Below are 15782 nucleotides of genomic sequence, written 5' to 3'. Positions count from 1 at the left end.
TCCTATTTTTTTGCCTTAATTTCTTTTTGAAAAACAAACCTTACCATTTTATTTTCAAGTTGCCTAGGAACGTCTATGAACTGGGCTCCATATTGATATCCTTCTTCTGTTTTTTGATCTACTCTTACAATTTTTGCTTTTTGATTTTCTATTTGTAATTCATCATCGAGATTCAGAGTTACATATATTATGTCTCCTTCTTTTAATATTGTATTTGTAACAAATTTAATTCCACCAGCGCTAAAATCTTTTGTTAAAAATTGTATAGCTTCTGAATTTTCATCCAATGATTTTTTTAAAATTCCATATACATATAATGGGATTCTTTTGAATTTTCTTCTTTCTGTTTTTTTAACTTCAATAGGTGCAATCACAGGAAGCATGTAAAGATTATCTCTTTTTATAACACCCAGGGAAACAGTTGTAAATGAAAACATAGAACTTTTATCAAATATTTTGACATTCATTCTTACACCTTTTGGAATAGGAATCATCCTGCCTTTATATGTAGGTATAGACAAGTAAATTATTTTTTTTGAAAGTTCCATATCGGCAATGGATGTTTTATAAGTACCTTCTAATTCTTTTACCATTGTAATTTCAACAACTCCAGGAAGGCCAATTTTTAATGCCTTTTCAACAGGAATATTTGTTACATATGATGCCATTGGCTGCACCCTTTCTAAATATTTAGTATGTTATTCCATAAGTTTAAAGATTCATTGGAGACTTTACATCCAATTCTATATATTTCTTCTTCATATATTCTCCACATAGGAATAATATTAATTTTTTTATCATCGATTGTTATTTCATAATTTGATTTTAATTCCATTTCTTTTTCTGAAAAAATTTGCATTCCAGATTTTGAGACATCAATTATAAGTAATTTGTTATTGGAAAAAATAGCTCTTTTAAAATATGGATATCTTTTTTCTTTGCGCCTTTGAATTATTCCGACTTTTTCATGAGTTTTTAAAAAATATCTTTTTTCTTTAATATCAAATACTTCACCAACAATAAGTAATAGAGCTTCTTTTACTGGAATATTTAATTGCAAGGTTTTTCCAATATTGAACAGATCATTGCTTTCTATTTCAACAATTCCAGTTTTTTGGATATTAATTAGTCTTACTTGATAATCATTTTTATTATGATCCTTTGCTAATAAATATATACCACTCAAGTTTTTATTTATAAATTCAATAATGGTCATTCATGCTCACTCCTGAAAAAAGAGAGAATTTTGTCTAATATGTTTTCTTTGTATGAAATATCTTTTTTTGTTAAAATAGACGCAATTCTGTATAGGGCAAAAGTTGGTTGTATTTTAGGGTGATCAATGACAAAAGGTTTTCTATTAAAAACACTTTTTTCTACAAGATTATGTCTTTTGATAATTGTAAGTGATCCCATTTTTTCTCCTGTAAACTTTTCTAAAACCGATGAAAAACGTTTAAGATTTTCAAGAGATTCGTTATAATTTTCAACGTTATTTCCAACTAAGTGTATGTTAGAAGATGGGACACCTTTGTGTATTAAAATTTTAACAAAAGTATATGAGTTTACAAGAGAAGTAGGATGTGTAGTAGTGATTGTAATAGTGTGTGTAGCACTATTAAAAAACGGAGCGTAGTTGTTATTATAACCAGGTGGAAGATCTATGAGTGTAAAATCGTAATCTTTTGCAATTTGTGCAAATTTTATGTAAAAGTTTTTAGTATTTTCTGGATTAAAGTTGAAAATTGATTCAATGTCACTTCCTACACTTACAAGATCTACACCATATTCTGTTGAACAGATTACATCTTCCCTTTCACATTTATTTAGTAATAGATCGTTTATAGAATATTGTGGATGCACATTTAAAAGAACATCAGAATTTGTAAAACCAACGTCTAAATCAAATATTAATACTTTATACCCTAACTGTTTTAAAACAATAGCTAGGTTTACTGTAATTAATGTTTTTCCAACTCCACCTTTTCCACTACCAATTAAAACAACATTTTCAAGATTAATCAAATTGCTTGCTTGATTTAACATAATTTAGCACCTCTCTGGACAAGATTATAGAGAGTTCTTTGTTGTTTGCTTCCATAATATCATCGGGAACTCTTTGGCCATTTGTAACAAAGATTATTGGACTGTTTATATAATGACCTATATTCAAGAAATGTCCTAAAGAAGATGTTTCATCCATTTTTGTTAAAATTACGTGTGTTGGAGAAACTGTCGAAAATTTTTTAGTAATTAATTCTACATCATTACTTCTATACTGCATCCCTACAACTAAAAAAATAAAGTCTGGGTTTATAATTTCTGACATTGCTTTAATTTCATTCATTTGTAGATCATTTTTTTGGCTTCTTCCTGCTGTATCTATAAAAACAAGGTCAAAATCAGACATTGCTTCAAGCTCAATTTTTGCTTCTTTTGGAGTATATGCTACTCTCATTGGAATATCCATCAGTGTTGCATAGGTTTTTAATTGTTCAGTTGCGGCTATCCTATATGTATCTAAAGTAAGTATTCCAACTTTTTTGTGGTTATTAATTGACATTTTTGCCGCAAGCTTTGCAAGTGTTGTAGTTTTTCCAACACCTGTTGGACCAACAAACATTACCTTTCCAGTTAAATCTGGAACTTCAGTTTTTATAAATGGCAAAAAAACTTCAGATAGTACAAACCTACTATTTTCGTCATTGAAGTCTATACTTCCATATTTTATTTTTATATATTCAATAATTTTTTCGATGATTTCAAAATTAACATCATGAAATGACAAAGATTTTCTTAGATCTTTACTCCATTCGGGTTCATTGTCCGGCTTTTGGCTGGAAACCATCGTTTTTAGTTCATACATCATTTTTTTAATTTCGGATAGTTCAGAACTAGAAGTTGTAGTTTTAGAATTTTTTGATAATAATTCTTGTAACTGATATATTTGTTTATTTTCATTTTGTTTTTGTTTTTCTACTTCTTTTTCTTCAACAGCAGCAGTAACTTCCAAGAAAGTTTTAGCCCCTATACCTAAAAAACCACCTTTTTTAATTTTTCTTGTTCCTAAAATTACTGCATCTTTTCCAAGCTCAATTTTAATTTTCTCAAGTGCTTCTTTTATATCTTTTACAACATATTTTTTCACTATCATAACCTAACCACTCCTTCGATTTGCATAGAAACATTTTCAGGTATTTCATCATATGATATTATAAAAACACCTGGAATAAATTTTAAAAGTAAATCTGATATAAGTGGCCTTAATGTTGATGAGCAGATTAATACAGGATTATAACCTTTTTTCATAATATTTTCTAGAGAGTTAGAAATTGACTCAATTAATTCTCTCATTATTTCTGGATTTAGATCAAGATATCTTTCCGTATCACTTTCTCTTACAAGATTTACCAAATTTTTTTCAAGCTCATTATCAATAGCAACTGCATGTAAAATTCCATCTGGTGATATTAAAGGAGTAATAATTTGTCTTTTCATAGCCTTTCTTACTTTTTCTGTCAAATAAATTACATCTTTTGTTTGTTCACCATATTCTAATAAAGTTTCAAATATTAAAGAAAGATTTCTTATAGGAATACCTTCTTTTAATAATCTCTGAAGAACTTTTTTTACATCAGATGGTTTTAATACATTAAACAGATCATCTACAAGCTTTTCAAATTTACTTCTTAAGCCTTCAACAAGTAGTTCAAATTCTCTTGTGCCTAGTAATTCATGAGCGTTTCTTTTTAGTACTTCTGTTAAATGTGTTGCAAAAACTGTTGGAGGATCAACAACGGTATACCCTAATCTACTAGCTTCTTCTTTTTTACTTTCATCAATCCAAAATGCTTGGAGTCCAAAAGCGGGCTCTTTTGTTTCGATTCCTGGTATTTTTTCAGTAACTGTTCCTGGATTGATTGCAAGTAATCTATTAGGCATTAATTCATATTTTGCAACTTCTGCTCCTCTGATAAATATAGCATATTCGTTTGATTTTAGTAAGACACTGTCACGTACCCTTATTGGCGATATTACTAATCCTAATTCATATGCAATTTGTTTTCTTACCATTGTTACCCTTTCTAATAAATCTCCACCTTGAGATGTATCAGCAAGAGGTATAAGACCATATCCAATTTCAACTTCTACAGTATCAGTTTGCAAAATTTCTGATACTTCCTGTGGAGTAGTTAAAATAGGTCCACTTGGTGCTTGAGCTGTTGGAATTTCAGCACTACCACCAACGCTTTCAAGTTGAGGTTCTGTTGTGCTTTTAATTAAGAAACCGGTGATCATAAATAATGTTCCTAAAACTGCAGCAGAAAAAGGAATAGGAGTAAAGATTCCAAGGAATATAAGGATAAATCCTGTTAGGATTATTACCTTTTTTTCGCCGCTTAATTCTCTTACTAATTCATTTCCAAGATTATCTTCTGAAGCTGCCCTTGATACTAATATACCAGTTGCAGTAGAAACCATTAAAGCAGGAATTTGGGTTACAAGTCCATCACCTACTGTAAATAGAGTAAATGTTTGAGCAGCTTCAGATACAGTCATTTTGTGGGTCAATATTCCTATAATTAAGCCACCAATTATATTTACAAGAACTATTATTATACTAGCTATTGCGTCACCTCTAACAAATTTCGAAGCACCATCCATTGCTCCATAAAAATCAGCTTCTCTTCTTATTTCTTCACGTCTTTTTCTTGCTTCATCTTCTGTAATTAAACCTGCGTTTAAATCTGCATCAACACTCATTTGCTTTCCAGGCATTGCATCAAGTGTAAACCTTGCTGCAACTTCTGCAATTCTTTCTGAACCTCTAGTAATTACTATAAATTGAATTATGACAAGTATTAAAAATACTACGAGACCAACGACATAATTACCGCCAACGACAAAGTCACCAAAAGCTCTGATAACTTTACCAGAAAATTTTGGGCCTTGAAGTAATATTAATCTTGTAGAAGCTACATTTAATCCAAGCCTGAACAATGTTATAACTAACAATATTGTAGGGAACGAAGAAAGTTCGAGTGCTTTTCTAATATACATTGTTGAAAAAAGGATTATTAGTGAAAGAGAAAGATTTAAAAGTTGAAAAAAGTCTAATAAAAAACCAGGAATTGGAAGAATCATTAATAAAACAATAGCAGCAATCATTATTGCTACAATTATATCAGTGCCTTTTGCCATTTAATCACCTCTGAAAAAATATGTCATATTTATTTTACCATAAATTCTATAAATATGATAAAGAGATATTTTTTATATTAACAACATATTTTTTTACTTGTCAGAGAAAAGTTACAAAAATTCTGCTTGACAATTGAAATGTTTTTTGATATGATAATTATCGGTTGCTCACGAAGTTGAAAAGGAAATAAGGAGGAAATCTTGAAGTAATAAGCCCCCATCGTCTAGCGGTCTAGGACACTGGCCTTTCAAGCCAGAGGCACGGGTTCGAATCCCGTTGGGGGCGCCAGTAGGTTGGGGTGCGTAGCTCAGTGGGAGAGCGCCTGCCTTACAAGCAGGAGGTCGTAGGTTCAAGTCCTGCCGCACCCACCATGAGTTCTTAAAGGTGGCGAGGTAGCTCAGTTGGTAGAGCAGTGGACTGAAAATCCACGTGTCGACGGTTCGATTCCGTCCCTCGCCACCAGTTTGATTTATTTTTTGGAGATTGATTAAAAATTAATTTTTAAGTCAAAAAGCCCCGAATATGGGGCTTTTGTTTGTTTATAAAAAGTTTTTTTGAAATACAAATTTTACCATATTCCTTTAAGAATTTTTTGTCTTTGTTCTTCAGAAAATTTTTCAATGGCATATCTTAGCATTGTTCTTGGCATTTTTTTATAGTATTTTTTTAAAAATTCTTCTTCAACTTTTTTATCTCTCTTTCCGATTTCACGTAGCATCCATCCAACAGCTTTATGGATTAAGTCATGTTTATGATTTAATAGCAATTTACTTATTTTTAAAGTATCTTTAAAATCGTTTTCTTTGATAAAATAGAATGTTGTTAAAATTGCAATTCTTTGTTTCCATAAATTATCTGATTTTGCAAGCTCAAATAGTATACTTCTATCTTTATTTTCTAAGTAAGGTCCTAATAAATATGGGGCGGAAGAATCAACTAAGTCCCAATTATTTACTCTATCTAAATTTCTTAAATATATATTTATCACTTCTTCTTTTTTGTTTTTATAATTAAGGATTAAAATAAATAATGCAGTTAATCTGTGCTCATGATATTTTGATTGCAAAAGCTTTTCTACATCTTCTAAAGGTAAATTTTTATATTTTTTTGCTATTTTTCTTTGTATAGGTACAGTTAAACCTAAAAATTTATCACCTTCACTATACCCACCAGGAAAAGCTTTAAAGAATTTATAACTAGCTTTGGCTTTCTTTTCGTTAGAATTATTTTCCAATTCTTTAATGATTTCTTCTAACATAATTTTCACATCCTAAATTTTTCTCCGTTTTCATTTATTTTATTATAACATATTAAGAATTAAAATAGATTTTGAGGGAAAGTTTCAATAATTTAGTTTATCCTTTTTGTTTGAAAGAATTAAAATAAATTACACCCTGACCAATGTAAAAATTATTTGTCAATCAATCTAATCATTTTAGGATGAGCAGAGAGTGTGTCTATTAACATTGTTAACTGCTGCCCTAGTAACATATGTGTAATCTGTGCCTTTAGCTTCCTTTCATTCATCCCGCTCATCTTTATCCTCCGCTTCAGCTTTTTCTATATAACATTCTATTTCCCACCTTTGCTATATATCAATCTATTTATTTTTCTTTCCCTGGGGGAATTCAAAAAATGTGTAAACTAGAGATAGGAGGTGAATAGTATGCCAAGAAGAAAAAAGACAAGCATCCTTACCATGATATGTTCATACAACTTGCTTAGTACATAAGAGAACAAAAAGAAGCAGGTAATTTCTCTCTTACTTCCTTACTTCAGAAAATAATTAACGCTGCCGCAGAAGATGAAAGAGATATATTTCTCCAACAGCATCCTGAAAACTATGCAAATGGTTTCTACAACAGATTTCTTAACCTAACAATGGACAGTCCCAAGATTCAGAATTGGAGTCTCCTTTCGTCTGGCTCTTTTTGTCAACGGATATTCCAGGTCGATGGTAAGAGCAACGCTTCAAACTCTGAATCTACCTTACCAGGAGGAAGCCATAGAGGATTTAACAGATCTCATATATGATCATCTCGATGCCTACAGAACTTCTCCACTTCCAGAAGAGCTTTTTGCAGTTTTCATAGATGCATACCACGGAAAGTTGAGAGATGAGAATGGTAAGGTTGTTGATGTGAGCATCTTCGTGGCTCTGGGAATAGATATGGAAGGGTACAAGCAGGGAAAAGAGAGCAAAGAATTTTGGATAGAAGTGTTCCAAGATATGCTAACACGAGGCATGAGCAAAGTGGCAATATTCGTTACAGATGATTTCAGAGGCATCACGTCGGTGGTAAAGAAACTTTTTCCCAATTCAGAACATCAGCTCTGCTGGGTGCATATGAAGAGGAATCTCAAGAGAGGATTCGGTGGGAAGGGATATTCACAAATGAGGAGGATACTGGACAAGGTCAGGTAAGCTCGACGAAAGAAGAGGGAAGTGGATATTGGAAGGAGTTCGTGAAGCTGGTCAAGGAGAAAAATGAGGTGATGGGGAGAAGGTACGAGGAAAAGGAGGAAAGCTACCTGGCGTTTCTTGGCTACTCTGTGGAGATAAGGAAACACATCTACACAACGAATCCTGTAGAAAGTGTTAAAACAGGGCTTGAAGGGATAAGGAAGGATTGGGTGGATACTTTCCAATTTAGTAACCTGAACGATGTATGGATGAGGAAACCAATTCCTACAGTGAGAGGAAATCTGTACAGACTGAGGCAAATAATGAGAATGAAGTTTGGCTTTGAGGAGATGATATAATATGACTGTATCCGTTTACACATTTTTCTGGGTAAGTCACTCCATAAATTCTTTCCCTTTATTTCCCGTAGGTCTTACATATAGTCTCACATTTTCTTTCATTTTTTCAACAAACTGCCATTGCCAGTACCCTCTATCTGCTAAGAGTATCGAACGTTCTATATTCTTTAGCATAACTTCTGCATGTTCTAGCTCTTTGTTATTTCATTTCTCAAAATTTAATAAAACTTTATACTTTGGAAGAAATTTAAAAAGCCCCATTAAAATGGGGCTTAATAAGTTAAGCTTTATTATTGAATTTTAATTTTAAAAGCTACTAACACTACTTATAAATATACTCTTAAACCACTCATTACTTTCCCATTTATATTGAATTCCTGCAACGAAATTATTACCAATTAATGGGTAAGAAAGTCTTAAAATTGCTTCTGTATTTTCATCTAATAATTTTCCACCTTCAAATGGTGAATCATCAAAATATGTACCGTCAATGATAAGTCCTGAGAAGTTACCTAGTTCTGGAAGAATAACTCTTACATTTCCTTCGGCAACTGGTGTACTTTCTTCGAGTAAACCATAAACATAAAATTCCCCAGTTATATAAGGTTCAAAATCAATATCAGCACCTGCAAAATATCCTAAAGTGTTATTTGTTGATGACATACTTGGTAAATTGCTGTTAAATTTAAGCAATGAATATTTTTTGTTAAACAAAAACGGAATATAACCATTCATTGTGTAATATATTCCACCCATTGGATTTATTAATCCTAAATCTGCAAACACTCCAGCAAAGAGCCCTTTTGAAATTTTTTGAAAGCTTTCATCTGATTGAGCAGCTATTTCCCCGCCTATTTTAATGGAATTTAAAATAGGAATGTAAGTAGCAATTCCTCCACCGTATTTTACTGGTGTTGAAGAATCTTCAGTATAACTTACAGTTGCATCAACATCTGTAATCAGGTAAGATTCAATTTTTAATAGAGAACTTAAGTTGTAACCTAAACTTGCCATATATATACTATCTGATCTTGAAAATTCAAATGGAATATATTTTGATATTTCATACGGTAAATGTGTATATACTGAGAAATTCGAAAATTTTAGTGTTATATCGAATGCTCTAGTGTTAGGGTTAACATACTTTCTTACATTGAATCCCATAGCTAAGGTAATAGGTTTTACTTTTCTATACTTAAATTCGAATAAGTCAGTGTTTAAGGCAAAAGTATTTATGACAAATGCATTCAAAATGTTTGTACTTGGTGTGGAGCTAGGAATACCATAATACATTTGTCCATAAACAACATCAGTAGAATAACTGGTGAAACCTATTCCAATGGTGACTGGCCCTATTGAAAATTCTGGTGAAAGTTCATAAACAAAAAACTTTTCATTGTTTCTTTCAATAGTTCCAATGTTAATGTATGTTTGTGAAATAGCAATCAACGATAAAAGTAAAACAAATATAACTAATAATTTTTTGATTTTCATAAATTCACCTCCCTTAATAATTATACCATACTTTTTATGATATAATTTTTATGTTCTAGGGGGGATTAAATGTTTGATTTTAAAGAAATGATAACTTCTGAATTATTTAAATCTTTAATAAAAGTTTTTACTAAGCTTGAAGATTATGAAATGACTATTGAAAATAATAAATTAGTTATTTCCTCTTCGAGTATTCCTATAAATATTTTAAGTTCCAACAGTAAAGTAAGTATTCTTGACAGCAAAGGAGAAAAAATTGATATTAATAAATCCCCGGCTGTTATTGAGTCAGGCAAAATTATTTTTAATGATTTAGATGAAAAAATTCTTGAAAAGCTCAAATATTTTATTAAAGATCTTTCAAATGAAAAAGTTATTGAATCTAACTTTGAAGGTGAGGTAATCGAGAGAAATGAGAGATCAAAAATTTATGTAAAGGGGATTTTAGTTGCAGAGGAAGATAATTTGCTGTATAGTTATAATATAAAAAATCCTACAAAAAATATGATAAAGAAATTAGAGAATCTAGACTTACCATTTAAAAAAACTGCGTTTGTATACAAGCTAAAAAATATACTTTTACTTTGTGAAAATACTGAAATTGCAATGAAACTTGCAAACGAGATTATTAATTCTACAAATATACATGATGAAATTAGATGGAAAGATGTTCAAATTCATGCCCTAAAATTATTAAATGCTTTAAATAACTATTTATTTATTACTAAAAAAGAAAAAATCCAATACAATCATTTGCTGGAAAATGCAAGAAAATCTGGGTATAAAATTATAGAAATTCCTGAAGAAATAAAAGAAGAACTTTTTAATGAAAGAGATATTCTTGGAAATAGGATCAATACTATACAAAATTATTTTGAAAAATATTCTAAAAATTTTGTTTTTAAAATAATAGATGAGAAAAAACTTTCTGAAAAAGAAAAAGAAAATTTTCAAAGCATGAAGAAATTTCTTTCTACAATAGATAAAGATATAAATGTTTTAATATCTACTAACATGCTGGAAAGGATTGATTCAAAAAGCTTTTATTATATCAAAGATAACATTATCTATTTAAAAAGAGATGTATTAAACAGTTTTGATTTTACATTAAAAGTAGTGATAGAAGCTATCAGTAAAATTCTGTATCCATCTTATTCTACTAAAGATGCTATACTAAATTTATTCGTAAAACATTTGGTGGAAACAGCATTAAAAGAAAAGCATGTTTCAAAAGTTGAATCTAAAAATTCTTTTTTTAGCAATTTTATAAATAGACTAAGGAAAAAAAGCGGTGATTGAAAATGGATGATAAATTTTTAATTCTAATATACTTTATTTTATTTTTGATATTAATAAAGTTTTCTCCGTTTGTATTTGGAGCAGTTATAATAGGATTTTATTTTTCTATCGTTATAGATGTTCCAGCAAAGTTATTATCAAAGAAGTTAAATAAACTTCTTTCTAAAGTGATTTCATATACTTTAATGTTATCTTTAATTTTTTATTCATTTATAACATTTATACCAGTTATATTGGAAGAAGGGAAAAAGATATTTTCTGAACTTTCAAAAATTTCTATAAATGGAAATCCACAACTACCTTCCTGGATACTTGACTTTTTGAATAATTCTAATAAACAAATTTCAAATTTTGCTTTAAATGTATTGAATCAATTATTTTCTTACACTCCATCTATCATAACAATGGGAATACTTATAATAGTCACAACACTTGCTGTTTCTAATTTAAAAGCATATTTGAGGAAAAATTTAAAAAGTTTTTTTGTGTATGATCCAGAAAAAGGATATAACTTTTTTAGAAGTTTCTACAAGGATTTTGAAAGGTTTGTAAGTGGTCAAGTATTGGTTGCTTTATTTGTAGGGATATCTGTAGGATTTCTTTGTTTTGTTTTTGGAATAAAAGGTGCCCTTTTTTTGGGTATTTTATCTTTTATAACTGATTTTATACCATTTCTTGGTGTAATAATTGTTTCAATACCGATGTTAATGCTAGGTTGGACATCAAAAGGATTTACAGGTATAGTTTTAGGAATTATAATATTGGTAATTGTAAATCAGCTTGAAAGTTGGTTTTTTGCACCAAAAATTCAAAGTAGCAATTTAAAGATTCATTGGTTTGTTCTCATAATTAGCCTTTTAATATTCAATGACTTTTTCGGGTTTATAGGAATATTAATTGCTATACCAACGATATTATTCATAAAGAAATTCTGGAAATATTATATATTAGGAGGTAGCTATGGCGACAACAGGGGGAAAGTTTGAGAAATTAATTAATATAATGAAGCAATTAAGAGGTCCCAATGGATGTGATTGGGACAAAAAACAGACTCACGATTCATTGATACCTTATCTAATTGAAGAAGCATATGAGTTAATTGAAGAAATAAAAAATAAAAATTATGATAATCTCAAGGAGGAACTTGGTGATATATTACTTCAGGTTATCTTTCATGCACAGATTGCAAGTGAAGAAGGAAAATTTTCGATTGATGATGTTATCGATGCAATATCAGAAAAGTTGATAAGGAGACATCCGCATGTGTTTGGAAATGAGAAAGATTTTTCTTACATAAGATGGGAAAAAATAAAAGCTCAAGAGAAGGGAGAAAACGATTTTTCAAGAATAGGTAAAATAAATTATTCATTGCCTGCCTTATCACTTTCAAGGAGAATTCAAGAAAATGCTGCTAATGTAGGATTTGACTGGGATAATATTGAAGATGTTTATTCAAAAGTTTATGAAGAAATTGATGAATTGAAAAATGCAAAAAATGGTGAAGAAGCCGAAGACGAGTTAGGTGATCTACTCTTTGCAATTGTGAATTTATCTAGATTTTTAAAGATTGATCCAGAAGTTGCTTTGAGAAAAGCCACTGAAAAGTTTGTAAAAAGATTTAAAAAAATGGAAAAATTGATCGAAAAAGATGGTAAAAAATTTGAAGATCTTTCACTTGATGAACTGAACAAGTACTGGGAGGAGTCAAAAGAATGAAAGTGTATGGAAGAAATATTCTAAAAGAAATTCTTGAAACAAATACTAAAGTTAGAATGATCTACTTTTCGGATACTAACTCTGGAGAATTAACGGATCTAATTGAGGAAGTAAAAAAAAGAAAATTACCTTTTACAATTGCAAATAAGAAAGTTCTGCAAAGGTTAAGTAATACGGAAAAGCATCAAGGCGTTGTTATTGATATTGGAGAATTTGAATATAAAGATGAAGGTATTATTGAAAGTTTAGAAAAACCCTTTTTAGTAATTTTAGATCAAATACAAGATCCTCATAATTTCGGGGCAATAATAAGAACAGCAGTTGCAAGTGGTGCAAATGCAATAATAATACCTAAAAAGAATTCTGCTCAAGTTACTCCAACTGTGGTTAAAGTTTCAGTAGGAACAATTTTTAAAATTAATATAATAAAAACGACCAATATTGCACGTTTCATAAAAAATATCAAAGAAATGGGGATATGGGTATACGGTGCAGATACTAATGGAAAAGTTTATTATAAAACAGATTTAAGGAAACCGGTAGCTATTGTTTTAGGAAATGAAGGCTCTGGAATTAGGCCAAACGTAAAAGAAAAATGTGATGGTTTAATAACAATTCCTATGAAAAATAGTGTAGAATCACTGAACGTTTCGGTTAGTGCCGGTATATTACTTTATGAGGTGATGAGGCAAAATGAAAATTTTAGTAGTTGAAGATGATGATAAGCTAAGAAGGTTACTTGAACTTGAATTTAAGCATGAAAAATGTACAGTAAAAACTTGTGAATATGGTGAAGATGCTATAATTGAATATCAAGAGTTTAAACCTGATGTTGTTGTATTAGATATTATGCTTCCCGATATAGATGGAACTGAAGTAGCAAAAAAAATAAGAAAGCTAGATCCATCAGCAGGGATTATAATGTTAACTGCGTTGTCAGAAAAAAAGAATAAACTTGAAGGTTTTGAAAGTGGTGCAGATGATTATGTAGTAAAACCTTTTGACTTTGAAGAATTATTTGCGAGAGTAAAAGCGATTGCAAGAAGAAAAAATATAACTTTGAATGATGAAATTAAAATTAAGGATCTAATAATAAACATCTCAAAGAGGGAGGTTAAATTTAAGAGTAAGCCTATCAATCTTTCAAAAACTGAATTTGAATTGCTAGCTTATCTAGTAAAAAATGCTGGAAGGGTTGTATCAAAAGAGGAAATATTAAATGCCGTGTGGGGGATTTCCTATGAAGGTTCAGAAAACACTGTTGAGGTATATGTAAACTATTTAAGAAAAAAGTTATCCTCAGACATAATTAAAACGGTCAGGGGAATTGGATATACTATATCATAATTGTTATTTGGAGGTGATTAAATGTTCTTTTTTGATCCAACATTCATTATACTTATACCTGGGTTATTACTAGCTTTCATAGCACAAGCCTACGTTCAAGAAAGATTTTCAAGATATTCGAAAATCCCATCATCATTAAATATGACAGGAGCTCAACTAGCAAAGTACATGCTTGAATCAGCTGGATTATACAACGTAAAAATTGAGAAAATTCCGGGGCATTTGACAGACCATTATGATCCAAGAACTAAGGTTGTCAGGTTATCTGATGCAACATATAATTCAAACTCTATTGCTGCTCTTGGAGTGGTAGCCCACGAAATCGGACATGCTATTCAACATGCTAGACATTATGTACCTTTGGTAATCCGTACTGGAATTGCTCCAGTTGTATCTTTTGCATCTAATTTATCTTGGATATTATTTATTGCAGGTTTTATATTTATGAACATTGCTTTGATTAGGATCGGTGTGTTATTATTTTCTCTTGCTGTGATATTTTCCTTAATAACACTTCCGGTTGAATTTGATGCAAGTAATCGTGCAGTAAAAATCCTACGTACAAATCTTATGATGTCACCAAATGAACTTGAAGGTGTTAAAAAAGTTTTAGGGGCTGCCGCAATGACATATGTTGCTGGAACATTGATGGCATTTTTGCAATTACTTAGAATGATTTTAATAGCAGGTTTTTTGGGAGGAAACAGAGATTGAATGATCTAATAATAGCGTACCGGCTTTTGAGGAAAAAATTTAGAAAAGGAATATTCTCATCTGAATTCTATCAGGCTTTCTCCTATGTGGAGGAGAAAGCTTTTTTTAAGAATTTAATTTTTGGAGTTTTGAGAAAGCAGGAATATCTTGACTGGATAATTGATTCATTCTTAAAAAAGCGTGATATTCCCCCTTCTATAAGAACCATTTTAAGAATTGGGGCATATCAACTTATTTTTACTAACAAGCCTTCTTATTCTGTAGTTAATAACTGTGTGGAATTGGTTGAGAAAAAATCGTTTAGAGGATTAGTAAATGCTGTCTTAAGAAAAATTGCAAAAACTGGGTATATTGAACCTAAAGAATTATATCTTAAATATTCACATCCAAAATGGTTGATTGAATACTGGAAAACATTTCTTCCAAATGATTATCTTTTAAAAATGTTAGAATATAATCAAAAGCCATTAAAAACTACAGCAAGGGTAAATATGAGAAAAATAAATAGGAAGAATTTAGAATTGGAAAATATAACATTTACTCCTCATTCACCTGTAGGTATTATTTTTGAAAGATTTGAAACTAACCCTTGGAAATTAGAAGAATATAAAAATGGATACATAACATTTCAAAGTGAATCTTCACAAATTATCCCCTTATTAGTGAATTATGAAAATGAAGAAAATGTTCTTGATGCTTGTGCTGCGCCTGGTGGAAAAGCAACACATATTTTAGAAATTAGCAATGTTAATTTATACGTAAATGATTATGAAAAGTCTAAAATTAGTATTCTTGAGGAGCAATTTGAAAGATTGGGGCTTTTTCCTAAAAAAATAATGTGCAAAGATGCTTCGAAATTAAAGTTAGATAATTTATTTGATAAAATCTTTGTTGATGCCCCATGTACAAGTCTTGGTACAGGTAGAAGAAATCCCGAAGTATTGAGACGTCAATCCAAAAATAACATTTTAGAACTTTCGAAACTACAAAAAAAGATTGTTTCAAACCTTTGGAAATATCTAAATAAATTTGGTCTTTTGATTTATTCAACTTGTACCGTTACTTACGAAGAAAACACACAAGTAGTTAAAGAATTTTCACGTTATGCAGAATTTGTTGATATAAGAGAAAAATTAGAAAGATTCAATATAAAATATATTTGGGATGGATATGGCGCTTTATTTTATCCTGACGAAACTTTAACACCATTCTATGTTTCAATATTAAGAAAGATAAAGGAGTGATT

At 30.3% G+C, this 15782-nt stretch carries 18 protein-coding genes and 3 tRNA genes; 12 read left to right on the top strand and 9 right to left on the bottom strand.

The genetic code is table 11. The annotated features are described in order from the left end of the window. Positions 1 to 2: 2 nt before the first annotated feature. Genes HNP65_RS00510 through flhA form a run of 5 tightly spaced genes read right to left on the bottom strand, consistent with a single transcriptional unit; the run spans position 3 to position 5202 of the window. Positions 3 to 668, bottom strand: a complete 666-nt coding sequence (locus HNP65_RS00510) for a flagellar brake protein (RefSeq protein WP_184618452.1) — start codon at positions 666 to 668, stop codon at positions 3 to 5. A gap of 14 nt (positions 669 to 682) precedes the next feature. Then, positions 683 to 1216 carry a PilZ domain-containing protein gene (locus HNP65_RS00505; RefSeq protein ID WP_184618451.1) on the bottom strand — a complete coding sequence of 178 codons (534 nt, stop codon included), beginning with the start codon at positions 1214 to 1216 and terminating at the stop codon, positions 683 to 685. Continuing rightward, complete coding sequence (locus HNP65_RS00500) at positions 1213 to 2046, bottom strand: P-loop NTPase (protein WP_184618450.1); 834 nt, start codon at positions 2044 to 2046, stop codon at positions 1213 to 1215. Before HNP65_RS00500 ends, HNP65_RS00505 begins: the two co-directional genes overlap by 4 nt. Beyond that, a complete protein-coding gene (gene flhF, locus HNP65_RS00495; RefSeq protein ID WP_184618449.1) occupies positions 2018 to 3154 on the bottom strand; it encodes a flagellar biosynthesis GTPase FlhF in 1137 nt (378 codons plus the stop codon). Before flhF ends, HNP65_RS00500 begins: the two co-directional genes overlap by 29 nt. Continuing rightward, the gene (gene flhA / locus HNP65_RS00490) at positions 3151 to 5202 is read right to left on the bottom strand and encodes a flagellar biosynthesis protein FlhA (RefSeq protein WP_184618448.1); all 2052 of its coding nucleotides are present in this window, start codon (positions 5200 to 5202) and stop codon (positions 3151 to 3153) included. Before flhA ends, flhF begins: the two co-directional genes overlap by 4 nt. A 213-nt stretch (positions 5203 to 5415) precedes the next feature. On the opposite strand from flhA, the gene HNP65_RS00485 reads away from it, so the two are divergent. From HNP65_RS00485 to HNP65_RS00475, 3 genes are all read left to right on the top strand, one after another. Then, a tRNA-Glu gene (locus HNP65_RS00485) sits at positions 5416 to 5491 on the top strand. Between the two features lie 8 nt (positions 5492 to 5499). Beyond that, a tRNA-Val gene (locus tag HNP65_RS00480) sits at positions 5500 to 5574 on the top strand. 15 nt (positions 5575 to 5589) lie between these two features. After that, positions 5590 to 5665 (top strand) — tRNA-Phe (locus HNP65_RS00475). A gap of 106 nt (positions 5666 to 5771) precedes the next feature. On the opposite strand, the gene HNP65_RS00470 is transcribed toward HNP65_RS00475, so the two are convergent. Further along, positions 5772 to 6461, bottom strand: coding sequence for a DNA alkylation repair protein (locus HNP65_RS00470; RefSeq protein WP_184618447.1), 690 nt, complete (start codon positions 6459 to 6461; stop codon positions 5772 to 5774). A gap of 152 nt (positions 6462 to 6613) precedes the next feature. Further along, positions 6614 to 6739 carry a hypothetical protein gene (locus tag HNP65_RS09915; RefSeq protein ID WP_281364547.1) on the bottom strand — a complete coding sequence of 42 codons (126 nt, stop codon included), beginning with the start codon at positions 6737 to 6739 and terminating at the stop codon, positions 6614 to 6616. A gap of 367 nt (positions 6740 to 7106) precedes the next feature. Between HNP65_RS09915 and HNP65_RS00460 the strand changes: the two genes are divergently transcribed. Both HNP65_RS00460 and HNP65_RS00455 read left to right on the top strand, forming a co-directional pair. Then, positions 7107 to 7628, top strand: a complete 522-nt coding sequence (locus HNP65_RS00460) for a transposase (protein ID WP_343043460.1) — start codon at positions 7107 to 7109, stop codon at positions 7626 to 7628. Positions 7629 to 7669: 41 nt separating this feature from the next. Further along, positions 7670 to 7966 carry a hypothetical protein gene (locus HNP65_RS00455; RefSeq protein ID WP_184618445.1) on the top strand — a complete coding sequence of 99 codons (297 nt, stop codon included), beginning with the start codon at positions 7670 to 7672 and terminating at the stop codon, positions 7964 to 7966. A 36-nt stretch (positions 7967 to 8002) separates the two neighbouring features. Here HNP65_RS00455 and HNP65_RS00450 read toward each other — a convergent pair whose 3' ends face one another. Together HNP65_RS00450 and HNP65_RS00445 are read right to left on the bottom strand one after the other, a co-directional pair. After that, complete coding sequence (locus tag HNP65_RS00450) at positions 8003 to 8140, bottom strand: hypothetical protein (RefSeq protein WP_184618444.1); 138 nt, start codon at positions 8138 to 8140, stop codon at positions 8003 to 8005. A gap of 132 nt (positions 8141 to 8272) precedes the next feature. After that, positions 8273 to 9460, bottom strand: coding sequence for a hypothetical protein (locus HNP65_RS00445; RefSeq protein ID WP_184618443.1), 1188 nt, complete (start codon positions 9458 to 9460; stop codon positions 8273 to 8275). Between the two features lie 69 nt (positions 9461 to 9529). Here HNP65_RS00445 and HNP65_RS00440 point away from each other — a divergent pair, with 69 nt between their 5' ends. The 7 genes from HNP65_RS00440 to HNP65_RS00410 are packed head-to-tail and all read left to right on the top strand — an operon-like array spanning position 9530 to position 15780. Further along, the gene (locus HNP65_RS00440) at positions 9530 to 10759 is read left to right on the top strand and encodes a hypothetical protein (RefSeq protein WP_184618442.1); all 1230 of its coding nucleotides are present in this window, start codon (positions 9530 to 9532) and stop codon (positions 10757 to 10759) included. Positions 10760 to 10761: 2 nt separating this feature from the next. Next, entirely contained in the window at positions 10762 to 11745 is a 984-nt protein-coding gene (locus HNP65_RS00435) for an AI-2E family transporter (protein ID WP_184618441.1), read from the top strand. Then, complete coding sequence (mazG, locus tag HNP65_RS00430; RefSeq protein ID WP_184618440.1) at positions 11720 to 12475, top strand: nucleoside triphosphate pyrophosphohydrolase; 756 nt, start codon at positions 11720 to 11722, stop codon at positions 12473 to 12475. The genes HNP65_RS00435 and mazG overlap by 26 nt, the downstream gene beginning before the upstream one ends. Beyond that, positions 12472 to 13188 (top strand): 23S rRNA (guanosine(2251)-2'-O)-methyltransferase RlmB, encoded by a 717-nt coding sequence (gene rlmB / locus HNP65_RS00425; RefSeq protein WP_184618439.1) that lies wholly within the window; start codon positions 12472 to 12474, stop codon positions 13186 to 13188. Before mazG ends, rlmB begins: the two co-directional genes overlap by 4 nt. Beyond that, positions 13169 to 13822, top strand: coding sequence for a response regulator transcription factor (locus HNP65_RS00420; RefSeq protein WP_184618438.1), 654 nt, complete (start codon positions 13169 to 13171; stop codon positions 13820 to 13822). The genes rlmB and HNP65_RS00420 overlap by 20 nt, the downstream gene beginning before the upstream one ends. Positions 13823 to 13843: 21 nt before the next feature. After that, positions 13844 to 14536 carry a zinc metallopeptidase gene (locus HNP65_RS00415; protein WP_184618437.1) on the top strand — a complete coding sequence of 231 codons (693 nt, stop codon included), beginning with the start codon at positions 13844 to 13846 and terminating at the stop codon, positions 14534 to 14536. Continuing rightward, the gene (locus HNP65_RS00410; protein WP_184618436.1) at positions 14533 to 15780 is read left to right on the top strand and encodes a 16S rRNA (cytosine(967)-C(5))-methyltransferase; all 1248 of its coding nucleotides are present in this window, start codon (positions 14533 to 14535) and stop codon (positions 15778 to 15780) included. Before HNP65_RS00415 ends, HNP65_RS00410 begins: the two co-directional genes overlap by 4 nt. Positions 15781 to 15782 lie beyond the last annotated feature (2 nt).

Source organism: Thermosipho japonicus (genome assembly GCF_014201655.1).
Lineage (GTDB): Bacteria > Thermotogota > Thermotogae > Thermotogales > Fervidobacteriaceae > Thermosipho > Thermosipho japonicus.
The sequence above is the reverse complement of the archived record's forward strand: the minus strand, read 5'-3'. Positions and strand labels throughout refer to the sequence as shown.